Origin of the sequence: Aeoliella mucimassa, assembly GCF_007748035.1 — a bacterium.
Taxonomy (GTDB): Bacteria; Planctomycetota; Planctomycetia; order Pirellulales; family Lacipirellulaceae; genus Aeoliella; species Aeoliella mucimassa.
The window spans coordinates 5,986,187-5,999,768 of sequence record NZ_CP036278.1; the positions used below are offsets into that span (position 1 = coordinate 5,986,187).

The 13,582-nt window shown below is 55.4% G+C and carries 10 protein-coding genes; 1 reads left to right on the forward strand and 9 read right to left on the reverse strand.

Annotated features, from left to right (window positions below; all coding sequences use genetic code 11):
* Window positions 1-33 precede the first annotated feature (33 nt).
* Complete coding sequence (locus Pan181_RS23585; protein ID WP_145251031.1) at window positions 34-2,877, forward strand: dockerin type I domain-containing protein; 2,844 nt, start codon at window positions 34-36, stop codon at window positions 2,875-2,877.
* Here the strand turns inward: Pan181_RS23585 and Pan181_RS23590 are convergent.
* The 9 genes from Pan181_RS23590 to Pan181_RS23630 form a co-directional block, all read right to left on the reverse strand.
* Window positions 2,874-4,214, reverse strand: coding sequence for a dockerin type I domain-containing protein (locus Pan181_RS23590; RefSeq protein ID WP_145251032.1), 1,341 nt, complete (start codon window positions 4,212-4,214; stop codon window positions 2,874-2,876). The two genes, Pan181_RS23585 and Pan181_RS23590, sit on opposite strands and share 4 nt — an antisense overlap.
* A gap of 51 nt (window positions 4,215-4,265) precedes the next feature.
* A complete protein-coding gene (locus Pan181_RS23595) occupies window positions 4,266-6,806 on the reverse strand; it encodes a sulfatase-like hydrolase/transferase (RefSeq protein WP_145251034.1) in 2,541 nt (846 codons plus the stop codon).
* Window positions 6,807-6,862: 56 nt separating this feature from the next.
* Window positions 6,863-7,168: a sulfatase/phosphatase domain-containing protein gene (locus Pan181_RS23600; RefSeq protein ID WP_145251036.1), complete on the reverse strand. Its 306-nt coding sequence runs from the start codon at window positions 7,166-7,168 to the stop codon at window positions 6,863-6,865.
* A 22-nt stretch (window positions 7,169-7,190) separates the two neighbouring features.
* A complete protein-coding gene (locus Pan181_RS23605) occupies window positions 7,191-8,132 on the reverse strand; it encodes an IS5 family transposase (protein WP_145244898.1) in 942 nt (313 codons plus the stop codon).
* 71 nt (window positions 8,133-8,203) lie between these two features.
* Window positions 8,204-9,334 carry an arylsulfatase gene (locus tag Pan181_RS23610; RefSeq protein ID WP_197528641.1) on the reverse strand — a complete coding sequence of 377 codons (1,131 nt, stop codon included), beginning with the start codon at window positions 9,332-9,334 and terminating at the stop codon, window positions 8,204-8,206.
* A gap of 14 nt (window positions 9,335-9,348) precedes the next feature.
* Window positions 9,349-9,789, reverse strand: a complete 441-nt coding sequence (locus Pan181_RS23615; protein ID WP_145251040.1) for a hypothetical protein — start codon at window positions 9,787-9,789, stop codon at window positions 9,349-9,351.
* 8 nt (window positions 9,790-9,797) lie between these two features.
* Window positions 9,798-10,826: a DUF1559 domain-containing protein gene (locus tag Pan181_RS23620; RefSeq protein ID WP_145251042.1), complete on the reverse strand. Its 1,029-nt coding sequence runs from the start codon at window positions 10,824-10,826 to the stop codon at window positions 9,798-9,800.
* Window positions 10,827-10,886: 60 nt separating this feature from the next.
* Complete coding sequence (locus Pan181_RS23625; RefSeq protein WP_145251044.1) at window positions 10,887-12,644, reverse strand: FecR domain-containing protein; 1,758 nt, start codon at window positions 12,642-12,644, stop codon at window positions 10,887-10,889.
* Window positions 12,641-13,180 carry a sigma-70 family RNA polymerase sigma factor gene (locus Pan181_RS23630; protein WP_145251047.1) on the reverse strand — a complete coding sequence of 180 codons (540 nt, stop codon included), beginning with the start codon at window positions 13,178-13,180 and terminating at the stop codon, window positions 12,641-12,643. The genes Pan181_RS23625 and Pan181_RS23630 overlap by 4 nt, the downstream gene beginning before the upstream one ends.
* Between the last annotated feature and the right edge of the window lie 402 nt (window positions 13,181-13,582).

The following is a 13,582-nucleotide window of genomic DNA, read 5'->3' on the forward strand; positions in this document are numbered from 1 at the left end:
ATCACCTTGCGGACTACATCAGGGAGTAATCCATTGAAAACGAAAGCACTGCTGACAACGGTCGCAGTATTCTTAGTCTTCAGCGTCCATCAGGCCAGCGGACAAAGCCAGATCGGTATCAACTTCATCGGTGGCATCACCGGCGGCGGCCCCGGCGGTACGGTCACTGGTAGTGCGGGCTGGCAAGGCACCTCCGACGGCGGCGACTACGATTACCCACGCGACATTTCTCAAATCAACTGGAACAACGTCGCCCCTCCAGTGGATGGTGAAATCGAAGACCTGCAAGACTTCAAGGGGAGCGCGTCGGACCTAATCAACTCCGCAGGCGAGACCACTTCGCTCAGCGTATCGTGGTTGGCCGAAGAACCCTACCGTGCGTTTGGCGGCCCCTACAGCAATCAAGATCAGGAACTGATGTCGGGATACATCGATGTCGACGACACCTGGCCTACGTCTTACGTCAACCTGACCGACATTCCCTATAACGGGTACGACCTAGTAGTCTACGTTGGAACCGATGGAAACAACCGCACCGCTAGCGTACAACTCGGCAACGACGACAACTCGCGGACCTGGTTCGTCACCAACACTGGTGGTGGAGCTTTCTCTGGCCCCGAAGACTACATTCGTGCAACCGCTATCAGTGAGTTCGATGCCGAGCCTGGTAATTTCATCGTCTACGAAGGGTTAATTTCCAGCGATCTTGAAGTACGAATCACCCGCGGCACGAACAACGCCGGCATCAATGGCATTCAACTGATTGAGCGGAGCGACGTTCCTTTCTTAACACTGATGGTCGATACCGTAACCGGTGTCATGGCGATTCAAAACAACTCCGGCGAGGCGGTGGATTTCGATGCCTACCAGATCGAAAGCGCCGATGGCAGCCTGAATCCCACTGGCTTTCGATCGCTCGAAGACCAAGATTACGAAGGCAACGGGGCTTCTGGTTCTGGTCACGGTTGGGAGGAACTCGGAGTTCCCTCGGCCAACCTGATGGGCGAAGCATTCCTCGCCGATAGCAGCGTGCTAGATGTCGGCAGCAGCGTTTTGCTTGGGTCTTCCTTTACCGCTGAGTCGGTCGAAGACCTGGTGTTCCGGTACCACCAGACCGGCAGCTTCACACAAAAGGGACGCGTCGAGTACTGCGAGAACTGCTTGTTCATTGATCTTCAAGGCGACTACAACAGCGATGGCGTCGTAAACCTGGCCGACTACACGGTGTGGCGCGACTCTCTAGGGTCAACCAGCGATCTGCGAGCCAACGGCGACGACACCGGCGCCAGCCAAGGCGTTGTCGACGCGACCGACTACCAAGTTTGGAAAGCTAACTTCGGAGCCAGCACTGGTGCCAGTCAGGCCGTCGCCAACACGCAAGTCCCTGAGCCAAGCAGCGTGACGCTGTGTTGCTTGCTCGCAATTGGTTTCGTGCCTTTCGGTTTACGACGTACTCGTTGCCTTTCAGCGAATCGAGTACGTACATTTCTTTTAGCTGCTACGGTACTGGTCGCTACGGGCTTCTGCCAACCGACTTATGCGGTCTCAGTCGGCATGAACATGGTCGGTGGCATTGGATCTTCGGCCTCGGAGGTTAATGGGGTTGCCGGGTTTCGCGGCGACACGGAGAAAGGCCTCGCCGACGTTTCGCAAGCCAACTGGAACAACGTGGCCTATTTCACCGTGGGTGGGGTCGACGGGGTATACGACATTCTCGGTACTGCGGAAAACCTGAAGACCAGCGAGAATGTAGTGACCGACATGTCGGTCTCGTGGCTGGCCGATAACACCTGGGCGGCTGGAAACCCCACGAAGGACAACGACGACGAACGGTTGATGGACGGGTATGTCGACAACTCCACCGATCTAACCACATCCTATTTCACTCTGAATAACATCCCGTTTACGGGATACGATCTATACATCTATGTCGGCTCCGATGGCAACGGTCGTGTTTCTTACACTCGACTTGGAGAAGACTCCTCGAGCGACACCTACTTCGAAACCAACACGGGACAGGGAGCCTTCACCGGCCCGGACGATTACGTTCGCGCGGAAGCAAAGAGCATCGGCGAGACCGCCCCTTCCAACTTCATCTTGTACGAAGGTCTGTTGTCGCCGAATATCGAGTTCACCGTGAACCGCGCTACCGGCAACGCAGGCGTACATGGTATTCAAGTGGTCGAACGAACAGATATTCCCTTTCTGAGTTTGGTGGTCGATCGGGTCACCGGTTACGCCGAACTGCGAAACGAATCGGGCGGCGATGTTGACCTCGACCTCTACCAAATAGGTTCACCCGACGAAGCATTAACTCCCAGTAGCTTTTACTCGCTTGAGCAGCAGGACTACGAACAAAATGGAACTGCTGGTTCCGGCAACGGTTGGGAAGTCATGGGTACCCCTTCCACGAAACTCATTGCGGAGTCGTTTCTGCAAGGAAGCTCACTACTAAGCATTGGTGCGAGCATCAACTTGGGACAGATCTTTGCTCCCGGCGGAGCCGAAACTCTCGAGATTCTATTCCACGAAGTCGATGGCGTTCTAAATCCAGGCCGAGTGGATTACTGCGACAATTGCGTTGCGGCCTCAGACCTTAAGGGAGACTACAACGGCGACAATCAGGTAAATCTGGCCGACTACACGATTTGGCGAGACAGCCTTGGGTCCACTGGCGATGGACTTGCCGCGGATGGCAACAACGATCAGGTGGTCGACTCTCTCGACTATCAGCTTTGGAAAAGTCACTTCGGCCAATCCATGGCAGCGCCGCTCAACGCATCGGCATCCACCACTCAAGTGCCTGAACCTGCCAGCTACACCGCCCTGCTTCTGACCGCAAGCGTTCTGGCTTGCAGACGGGTCACCTGCGTTTAGGATCGCTTCCGGCTGCCGACGAATACGATGGCTCCGGCCACACTGGCAAACATCGGCCAGCACGGCGGCTCGGGAACCTGGCTTACCATCGCAGTGAATGCCCCGGTACCGAAATTCGCGTCATAGAGTGCTTCGAACGCGAGGAAGTCAAGCTCGTCCACTCGCCCGTTGCCATCCATATCGCCGGCACGATGGGCATCCACCGCCAACATGCCGGAGACATCGGTAAACAGATTGGCCCGCATCAACGGCCAGTCGGCCGCCGAGATCAACCCATCGGCATTGAAATCGCCAACCTCAATCGGCGACTCGATCTGGGTGCCGGTATAGACTATCTCGACCTTCAGGTCTTCACTCAACAACGAAAGAGTCGCCTGCAAGTCCTCGTAAGGGCTCGGTATCCAGGCGGTGCCAAGCTCAATCGACTGGTTGTGGGCCAGCGTGGTTTCGCCGAACGTTCCTTCGGCAAGATTCGTTCGACTACCAGCGGCGGTAAAACGCAGCCACGCATTGTCGCTATCGACCGAACCATCCCCTCCATTTGCTGCTTCATCGTAGTTGCCAGCAATTGAGGTCCACTGCGACTCGCGCAATGCTCCGGCCGTGGAGAGTATGTCGTACTCAAAAAAGGTCAAAGCTTGCCCAGTAAGGTTCGTTAAAGTGAGCTGCCCGGTGTCGCGATTCACGTAAAGCTTCACCGCTGGAGTTTCGGTAATGATGGGAGTTACGATCGACCCACTAGCCCCATCGCTTTCGATACTCAGGTTCACTCCACTTACAGCTGGTGCACCGAATACGGTGAACTTGCCCACATGCTCACTTAAGACAGCCGATGTGGTTTCGTCGGTGAAATGCACCTCGGCAGTGATGTCGGTGAAGGAGATACTCGATTCGTTCACCGGGTTATTTGGTCCTGTGAGCGTGAGCTGGGCACCGCTACCCAGCGATACATTGAGTTCTGCCAGAAACTTTGCGGCAATCGAGCCACCCGAGAGCTCAATCGTTCCTGGCATGTCGGGATTCTCCAGATACCCCATGCCAAAATCGGCGCTGGCGATATCAATCGAACCGGCTGATTGCACCAGCGATCCCCCAGCGCGGAATCGCAAGTCCGAACTCTCCACTATCGTAGCAGGGGTATCGAGCACATACGTATCGACCAGATCCGACGTATCGATTACCCCTCCGGTCGGTGTGCCGGCCCAGTTCTGAAGCTGCGAGAAGGTGGTGCCATCGCCGGCACCGGTCCAGGTTAGTGTAACTGCGTGCGCCGAGCCGGCCAGGAACACCATCGTCCCTACCAAGGCAATGCAGCAGCAGTATCGTCGAAAGTACATCACAGCTTTATTATCTTGCACTAAGGTGAGAGTCCATAAGTTGGCAACCTGTTAGCTGCACTTCCGCATCACAAGCCCAACACTGATACCGCCGAGTATCTGCAGCAGCGAGACCGGCTCGGGAACCTGATTGGGAGTAAACTGCGGAGCGGGCAGGTTGGCATCGAGAAAAGCCTGTCGCAACAGTCGCCAGTCGGCGCGATCGACAATGCCATCCAGGTTCAAGTCGCCCTTCTTGTAAGACCCAACATCGGGCACAGGCTGTTGATAAAGCCAACCCGCGATGAAGGCATCCACGTCGAGTTGGTTTAGCTCTCCGTCGAGGTTCACGTCGCCATCGAGCAAGTTAAAATCTCCTGCGACGAGCAGCACAAGCGAGTTTGTGTATTGCAGCGACAACTCGACACCATCGACCGTGGGAAGCTGAATCGTAGAAAACTCGCCTTCGATCGATTCGGCTCGCATCAGCGGAAAGAACTCACCCTGCGTCGGCACGAAGCCATTCACTAGCTGCAGAGCAAGCGTACCGCCAAGCACCGCCTGGCCGACAACTTCTAGCTGGTCGAACTGCGTGCCGCCGGAAGTGCCACCGATATCGAGCGTGAGTACGCCTGATGCAAATTGCCGGTAGTCGTCTCCAACGCTCAGAATGCTAGTGCCTCCCTCGCTGTTGGAAACCGAGACTTGGCCGAAGTTATATACGTCGGCGTTCACGTCGCCATGCCCAACTAGCTGAGCGTTTTCGAGCACATCGACCCAACGGACTGAACTCAGGCTACCACCTTGTAGTTCGACAATACCATACTCGCTGATGCGAATCTCGTTGCGTCCTTCCAGCGTGTGGCCTTGCTGCACCTGAACGGTTTGTGTGGCGGAGCTACCAGTGCCGCGAACCTCGAAGCCCAAGGTATGCACGTCTTCGGAGACCACTGCGGTTTTTGGACTGCGACCGTCGTTGGCCAACACCGCAGACCAGTACTCGGCTGGCACCGCAGCACCCGACCAGTTGGCGCTATCGCTCACCTCGCCGAGATCGTCGCCGGTCCAAGTATGGAATTCAATCGCGTACGAATCGTTCTGCTCCACTCCTTCGGCCAAGGCGATCGCTTGCAATTCGGTGACCATAGCCAGGTTGGCGGCATCTTGCAGACTTAGCTCATTGTTCTCGTCGTAATCATCGTTCAAACTGTAAAGCCGCAGCGTACCATCGCTGTATTTGATGAGCTTGTAATCGTCTTTAATGATCGCCCAGCGACCATTTTTCCCATCAGGGTCCGGGCCACTCCCTTCATGATGCTCCTGAATGATGTAGTCCTTGGGACGATCGACACCCTGGCCGGTTAGCTCATGGACGAGCGACACTCCGTCGAGCCCTACCGGCCCGCGCGTGCCGGCCAACTCCAAAGCCGTCGGCATGAAGTCGGGCAGATCGGTAAAGCGATCCGAAACCTGGCCGGGCTCGATGGTTCCCTTCCAGTACGCGAAGGCCGGTACGTTGATTCCGCCATTCCAAAGGTCGCGTTTGCCGCCGCGTTTGCCACCGGAGGCATCGAAAAACGCAATCGGCGAGCCATCTTCGGCCGTAGGTCCGTTATCTGAGGTGAAGAAGATGACCGTATTCTCGAGCACGCTATCGGACTTGTCGCCATCGCCATTGGGATCGTCGAGCTTGGCCACGATCTCGCCGACCGCTGCATCGAGACGCGAAATCATCGCAGCATAAGACTTTTGATCGTCGGTCCACGAACTCGCTCCTGGCACATTCTCGTACGCAGCGAACCACTCCGGGTAGTTTCGTACTGCATCGATGTCGAAATGTGGAATCGTCGAGGCGTACTGCAGATAAAATGGCTGCCCGGAATTGGCATGCTGCTCGATGTAAGCAACGCTCTTCGCGGTCACTAGGTCGGCGGTATAGGCGGTATAGTTCGCATTCAGATTACTATTGGTGTTGCCTGTCTTCTCCAACCAGAGTCCGTTATCGGAGTTGGGCTGATACTTCTCCCCGACCTCGGCAATCCCATCATTGTCGTCGTCGAATGGTTCCTCGGTCGTCCACAACGAGTCAACTCGGTACGAATGCGCCCGGGCGTGATTCAAGTAACCATAGAAAGTTTGAAATCCCTGGGCGGTGGGAATCGAATTAGGCCCTGTGATCGTGGGATTGGGAATCGTTCCATCGCCGCTTGAGCCGCTGCCGCCGAAGCCCCATTTACCAAACACCGCCGTCGAGTAACCAGCCGCTTGCAGGTGATCGCCGACGGTTTGCCCCTCGGAACGCCAAGGGTCGCCGGTTAGGTTCGCATTGCTATCGACCAGCGTATGTCCGTTATGCAGGCCCGAGTACAACATCGCTCGACTTGGCCCACACACGGTAGCCGCAAAAGCGTTGTTGAATCGCATACCACCGGTAGCGAGGGCGTCGAGATTCGGCGTTTGGATCAAGGTCTGGCCATTGAAACCAACGCTGCCGAAGCCGAGGTCGTCGGCATAGATATGTACAATATTCGGCGAATCCGCCCAGCAGGTGCTGGTGATTCCCCACAACATCAGGAAGGATGCGAATGAAGCGATTCTCTCAATACATCTCATGGTGCTCTCTCTTCAAGTCCTTTACGTCTGCGATCGTTCACTCCGCACTTTGCCGATTAGCGGGCCTTGTTCTTTTGATTGCCCCGTTTTGCTTTTGCCTTAGAGAATAGCGATACCAATTCGGAATCGGTGTGCGCTTCCTGCATGGCGGATTTCAGCTGCTCGACAATCTCGGGGTGCTGCTGAGCGAGATCCGTGGTTTCGCTGGGGTCGGCCTCGAGATCGTAGAGCTCGAACACGGGGGCACTCTTCGTGTTGAGCACCACCCCTTTCCATTTACCTTTGCGAATCGCTTGTTTGCCGCCTTGCTCGTAGAACTCCCAGTAGAGATAGTCGTGCTCAACCTGTCCCTGCTCTCCCAATAGTGTGGGAGGGCCTTGTTGACTAACTCCACTCGAACTGTGGAAGCCCGAGTTGGGTGAATTGATTGATGATTTTACAGCGCAAGCGGGCTTCCGTTTGTTGGTTTTCGAATACTCGGTTTTTGAGATGGCTCCCAAAGCTTTGTTTCACTCGGTACATGGTCGTTTCCGCCAAGCTTCTACGATGATAGCCCACTTCCTCTTTCCAACTCCTACGCCCCTTGCGTCGAATCTGACGAATTGCCTCGTCCCGGGGCAAAGGCTCCTCCGCAGAGTTGCCATGTTGTTTGATCTTGGCGTTGTGCTGCGGCGGAATCACCGGCTCAATGCCTTCGGATTCCAGCCCTTCATAAACCTTCCACTTGTCGTAACTACCGTCGCCGTGAAACTTTTTTACGGGCTGCTCCACCTGCTCCAGCATTTCGGGAACCGCATCGGCATCGTGGCAACTGTTCTCGGTCAAAATCTCCGCCACAATCTCGCGGGTGTCAGGATTCACCGACAAATGCAGCTTCCGCCATGTCCGCCGCTTCGACTTGCCATGCGTCCGCATCTTCCATTCGCCCTCGCCAAACACTTTCATGCCGGTGCTATCCACCACGATATCGATGTCGCCCCTCTTGTTAGCGATATCGAGCGAAACATTCAGCTTGCTGGCTCGCTTGGCGAGCGAAGAATAATTGGGAATCGCTGCCTCGACGCCCAACATCGCCACCAGCGAGCGGCCGAATCCCTCAGTCTGCCGATAGGGAAGTTTCAGCAGTTCGCGAATCGTCAGCAAGCACTCGATCGCCGTATCGCTGAAGACAAAAGGGCGACCGACTTTTGTCTGGTCGTTAGGATGTTCCCAGTTCTCCAACGCCTCGTCGCTAAACCAAATAGTGATGTTTCCACGCTCGATGAGCGACTTGTTATACTCCTTCCAGTTCGTGACTTTGTAGGTTCGTTTTTCTTTCGTAGCCATGTTCGATCTCCGTAAAAAAGGTACGTGGTTCCATTCCACGTTAGTTTTTACGGAGGTTTGTGACTAATTGTTCAACAAGGCCGTGTGGGAGCAAAACTAATGCCATCGATGTCGTCAGGTGAGTCGACGCCGGCCAGTTCGCACGCAGTCGGCAGGAAATCCCAAAAGGCCGACATATGGTCCGACTTACTAACTGGGGCAATGGTTCCGGGCCACCAGGCAACCGTCGGCACGCGGATGCCCCCTTCGTAAAGGTCGCGTTTTCCACCACGGTACTGCCCGCTGCCATTGAAGTAGTCGCGGTTCCAGCCCCCTTCCGACATCGCCCCGTTATCGCTGCTAAAGATGACCAGGGTGTTCTCGGCAATGCCCAGTTCGTTCAGCTTGGCGACGATTTGGCCAACCGAGTGATCGAGATAGGTCACCATGCCGGCAAACGTTGCTTTGGGATTCGGTTCGGACCGATAGTGGTCGCCTTTGTATGGCACTTCGTCGAACTTACCGAGGAACGGCTCTTTCCATTGTGTTGGAACATTGAGGTCCGCATGTGGCTGCTGCAGCGAAAGATGCAAGAAGAACGGCTCGCTGGCATGCGTGTCGAGGTAATCCAGCGCATCGCTCAAGAACAGGTCGCCCGAGTATTGGTCCCCTTCTTTGCCATGATTGTTCGGATACTCGACCAGCGTCCCATCTCGCCATAGTGACTTGGGATAGTACCGATGCGCCCCGCCATGACTGACGTAGCCAAAGAAATGATCGAAGCCCTTGCGATTGGGGAGCGATCCATCGTCGCTGTTGCACGACAATCCGCTCTTGCCAATCATCGCCGTGTGATAGCCCGCTTCGCCGAGAATGCGGGCGATGGTCAGATCTTGGGGATCTTCGCGGAACTGCACCTGGCCGTTAAACCGCTGATACACATGGCCGGTGTGCTTGCCCGATAGCAAGCAGGCTCGCGACGGAGCGCACACGGTGCAACCGGCGTAATGATCGGTGAGCAACATGCCTTCGGCGACCAGCTGATCGATATGTTTGGTCTGGAAATGCTGTTGTCCCAGACAACTCAGATCGCCATACCCGAGGTCATCGGCCAAGATGAAGATGATATTAGGCTTCGTCGGAGAGTCGGCTGCGCGCGAAACCGCACCGACAGAAAGCAGCAACACTAGCAGGCACCCTGCGAAGCAAAAGAGTCTATTCACGGCTATGTATCCAGTCATTTATCGGTCGTTAGCTCAATATCCCAAGTTGGTTCCATACTGGACGTTAACTCGATGGTTAGTTCCGAGTTTGTATTGTACTTTGCTGGAATCACCTCTTTTTCCTCGGCGAGCTGGCCACCTTCGGCATCCGGATGCTTGATCATTATCCCGGTTGGTTGCATCGACGAAACACGCACCAGATAGTTGGCCGGCAACGGAACCTCGGAGATCAGCACCTCGTACTTACCCGCTTCAATGCGGGCGCTCGCGGTTGGTCCGGCGCCTAACGGAACAAACGATATCCGCCCGTTGGGTACATCTTGTCCGTCGAGTGTTACCTTACCCGACAACGTGACTCCATTTCCTCCCTGGCAACCGGCAAGCGCAAACGCCACGGTCACTACTGCAGCCAGCGCCCACTTGCCAGGGATATACCGACACTTTTGAGATCGCACGAGTTTACTCATTGTACAAACGATAGGGTTTCGCCACCGTTGATGGTGCTGGCTGCCTGCCACACGGCGAGGTCAATATCGTCGGAGACGAATTGCACCGATGCGTCGCACATCAGCACTACCACTCCACCGGGATGCTGACTACGCGAACCCAAACGGCCAAGCTTTACATCGCTTCCGCCATGTTGGCACGGATACATTTCGTCGTCACTACTGCACCACGAAACATCGGTTTCGGTACTGTTCGGCGTCGAGTAGGTGTTGATTTGATAGGTCCCATAGTCGTCGTTCCAAATGCGAGCTCGACGATCACAGGTGCCGTACGCCTCGGGAATCTGCACCATTTCCATCATGGCCAAGGTATTGCTGGTGCCATCGGTAATGTGGCGAAACTTAGCCCCCCACTCCAAATGGAACGGCGCACTGTGCATCTTTGCCGCTTCGCTCGAATCGTTCGGACAGCCACGCGAAGCGACCACTCCACCGCGCGAGGCTCGATACTCCACCACCTGGCAATCGAAACTCCAGGGGCCCCAGTTCACCCCGTAGTTGCCTTTATAGTCACGCGCAGAATTGCTATCACACAAGGTAGTCCGCACTGGTTCATCGCTAGGACAGGTAAACGCCGGCTGCGAAACCGCGAACGGAGAATTGGGGTTATTCACTTGACTATGGTAGGTAACGCTGAAATCGTAGTTCTCGAAAAGCGTTCCTTGCTCGATGAACGGGAACAAGTAGATGGCAAATGCAATTCGTTGCGCATCGCCTCCGTAAGCCAAGGTTGTAGATTCGGGATTGCGACCACTACTCCCTAAAGGAAATCGACCTTTGGTATCGTGATGATTGTGTAATGCAATCCCCAGTTGGTGCATCTTATTATTGCACTCGGTTCTTCGCGCCGCTTCGCGGGCTGCTTGCACCGCTGGTAGCAGCAAGGCAACAAGGATGCCGATGATGGCAATCACCACCAGCAGCTCCACCAGAGTAAAGCCGCGCAATCTCTTTCGAGACATAGCTTCGCTACGAAACTTCTGCATGAGTTCCTTCCTTAATTACTTACTACCTACCTACCGTTGTTGCCAATGTTCGATGAACGATCAATCGACATTCGCGGGTTCGCTGGGAATGAGAGGGACCGAATACTTGTCCCCAAGATAAGCGTTCACTTGCGCAACATCTTCCGGCGCTAGCGCCGAGTTGTAGATCAGCATTTCTCCGATGTCGCCACAAAAGTGGGTAAACTCCAGTGGATGGCGACCCACTATCTTTCGCGAAACAAAAGGCTCACAAGCCGGGGCGTTCGATGTCCCTTGGCTCTTGTTGTTTACCCACATCTCCGCACGATTCGCCGCGGGATCATAAACATACGCCAACACGATGGGCTCGTTTTCGGCAATCGCGGTCTTCATCTGCACCCCTCCCACCTTGGCATGCATACGTGGCTGATCCAAGCCTGCGTAGCAAAAGGCTCGGTATCGTCCTTGCTCACGGCCATCATCGATCTGAAGGATGCTAAAGGTGCGTCTTGTCCGCGGGATATCAAACGGGGGTCCGTTATAGTAAATCAGCTGACGCTTCGTCTCCACGCGAGTTTCGGCATCCTTTCGCTGAAACACAATGAAGACAGTCTGCTCAGGTGTGGTCATAAAAGGGGTCGTGATCATGAAGTTTCGCGAGCCGTCGAATCGCAACCCCGGCTGACCACCTATCGCATCTTCCACCCAAAGCGGACGAGACTCCTCGTCGGGCTGCCACGCGTCTTCGTCAGACTGATTGTCTCCGACGAGGATGTCTCGCCACGCAATGACTCGATCGACTGGGTCTTTCTTTACCAACACATCAGCAGCCCACCAGACTTGCAGCTTTTCCACGATTGGCAATGGCGGCAAACTTGCCTCATCGAGCCTTGCCGAAATGTCTCGCACAAAGTGATGAGCCTTGGCCGACGACTGCTCCAGGGTTTGTCCATGACGAATGAGTGCCGCTTCGTCCTTCAGTAGCGACAGAGCTTCTTCGGTTGGCTCGCCCTTTGCATCGACCGGCCAGGTAAGCACCTCACCATCAAACACATGCACTTCGGTATCGCCGCGATCGTCAACTTCCAGCCCAAACTCGGTCCCCAAATCGACCACCTTGGCCGTAGGGGTGGAGACTTTGAAGCCATGCGCCTGCACCGGCACTACCGCACTGAGCTTACCGGTATCCATCGAACCATCCATCGATGATTCGACGAGGAAATTCGAAGGACCCTGCAGAATAAGCTGGGCTCCGCTTTCAAACGTCAACTTGGCGAGTCCCGATCGCAGGTCAAGCCGCCGCCCCGGGTCGAGGGGCTCGCCGTAGGTCGGCGGGGCCACCGAATCGCCCCAATGGCAGTCGACCAAACCGGTGAGCGTGGCCGCTGGAGGAGTCGTTTTCTCTCTTCGTTTTGCGTTTGACCTTGATTTGCTTGGCTTCACGTTATCAGCAGCAGTCTGATTACTGGTTGCATCGGCGACTTGCGGGGGAGTTAGCTTCAAGAAACCGCCCAAGTACAGCAGTATCACAACCGCTGCCGCACCCGCGAAAGCACTGATCGCCGAGTTCCACGCGGCAGGCCGACTGCGTCGCAACTCGAGTTTGTCCTCGAATGAGTGCTCCGCCTGGACATTCGCCAGCGGGTCGAACGAGGCATCGTCGCGCAGCGACCAACTCAGCTCTCCACAGAGCCAAGCCATTTTCAGATAGGCTTTTCGTTTCTCTGGGTCCTCGAGAATATCCTGCTCCAAGGCGCGAAACTCTTCGGCCGACAGAGACTCGTCCGCAGTCCGATCGACTAGGTCTTCGAAATTGCCAGCTGCGTCATCCGATTTCATGCGGTGTGCTCCTCACGCCGAATGTTCATTTCCACGCACTCGAGCAACAGGCGGCGAATCCTTCGCAGCGACTTGTAGAGCGTTCCCAAGGGACGACCCATGTCGCTCGCCATCTGGGCCGCCGAGCGGCCATCGAAATATCGCTCCACGAGAATCCGACGATCCGCCTCTGGCAATTTGCGCAAGCAATGATCGAGCTGGGCACTTCGCTTGGCAATCACCGGCGAGTCTTCTTCGATTTCCTCCGCTAGCAGCTCAATGGTCTCGGTCGCGAATACATGTTTGTCGCTAGTCCGCTTTTTCGCGTGCGCTAGCACACGGAAGCGTGCGGTGGTGCGGGCCCAGGCGCCGAAATCGGTGCCTGGCTCAAACTCGTCGAACGATCGCCACAGTGCGATGCAGGTCTCCTGGAATACGTCCTCCACCTCTTCGGGGGAATACAGCAACGTCCGGATATAGGCATAGATCTTCCGCTGCTCTTGGTTGTAGAGCCGGAGAAACTCTTCGGTCCGCTTACCGGAGGGAAGATCTTTCATATCAGCCAAACTTGCATACAGCTAACGGATGAAGACGAGCAAAACAGGCGAACGCATTCACTAATCAGCAAATGCTTCCTCTCTATAAGTGGACGACCTGGCCTTTTTTTACCTTCAACTACCAATAATTGCAGAAATAGTTCTGCCGCCTTGCAAAGCCGCGGCCGCCACCCCAGCCAAGCAAACACTCCGGCGAAGTCCCCCCATCAGTATTTTTTCCTTTTTCGTTTTTTTCGGTAACAGAATCGTGATCATCCTCACTTTTCAATAAGCGAGTATCTGCACTCGTCAATCAGGCGCAGAGAAGGTTCCTTGTTACTTGTCGACTCTCCCGAGTCCGACCACTTGTCTCCACCGATAGCTCCGAAGCATCACCTACTGAACCGAAGTATCTGAAAGGCT

What these genes read in the sequence shown, in the direction of transcription:
- Pan181_RS23590 (WP_145251032.1), bottom strand. Translation starts at nt 4,214, where the DNA reads ATGTACTTTCGACGATACTGCTGCTGCATTGCCTTGGTAGGGACGATG.
- Pan181_RS23595 (WP_145251034.1), bottom strand. Translation starts at nt 6,806, where the DNA reads ATGAGATGTATTGAGAGAATCGCTTCATTCGCATCCTTCCTGATGTTG.
- Pan181_RS23605 (WP_145244898.1), bottom strand. Translation starts at nt 8,132, where the DNA reads ATGGCTACGAAAGAAAAACGAACCTACAAAGTCACGAACTGGAAGGAG.
- Pan181_RS23620 (WP_145251042.1), bottom strand. Translation starts at nt 10,826, where the DNA reads ATGCAGAAGTTTCGTAGCGAAGCTATGTCTCGAAAGAGATTGCGCGGC.
- Pan181_RS23625 (WP_145251044.1), bottom strand. Translation starts at nt 12,644, where the DNA reads ATGAAATCGGATGACGCAGCTGGCAATTTCGAAGACCTAGTCGATCGG.
- Pan181_RS23630 (WP_145251047.1), bottom strand. Translation starts at nt 13,180, where the DNA reads ATGAAAGATCTTCCCTCCGGTAAGCGGACCGAAGAGTTTCTCCGGCTC.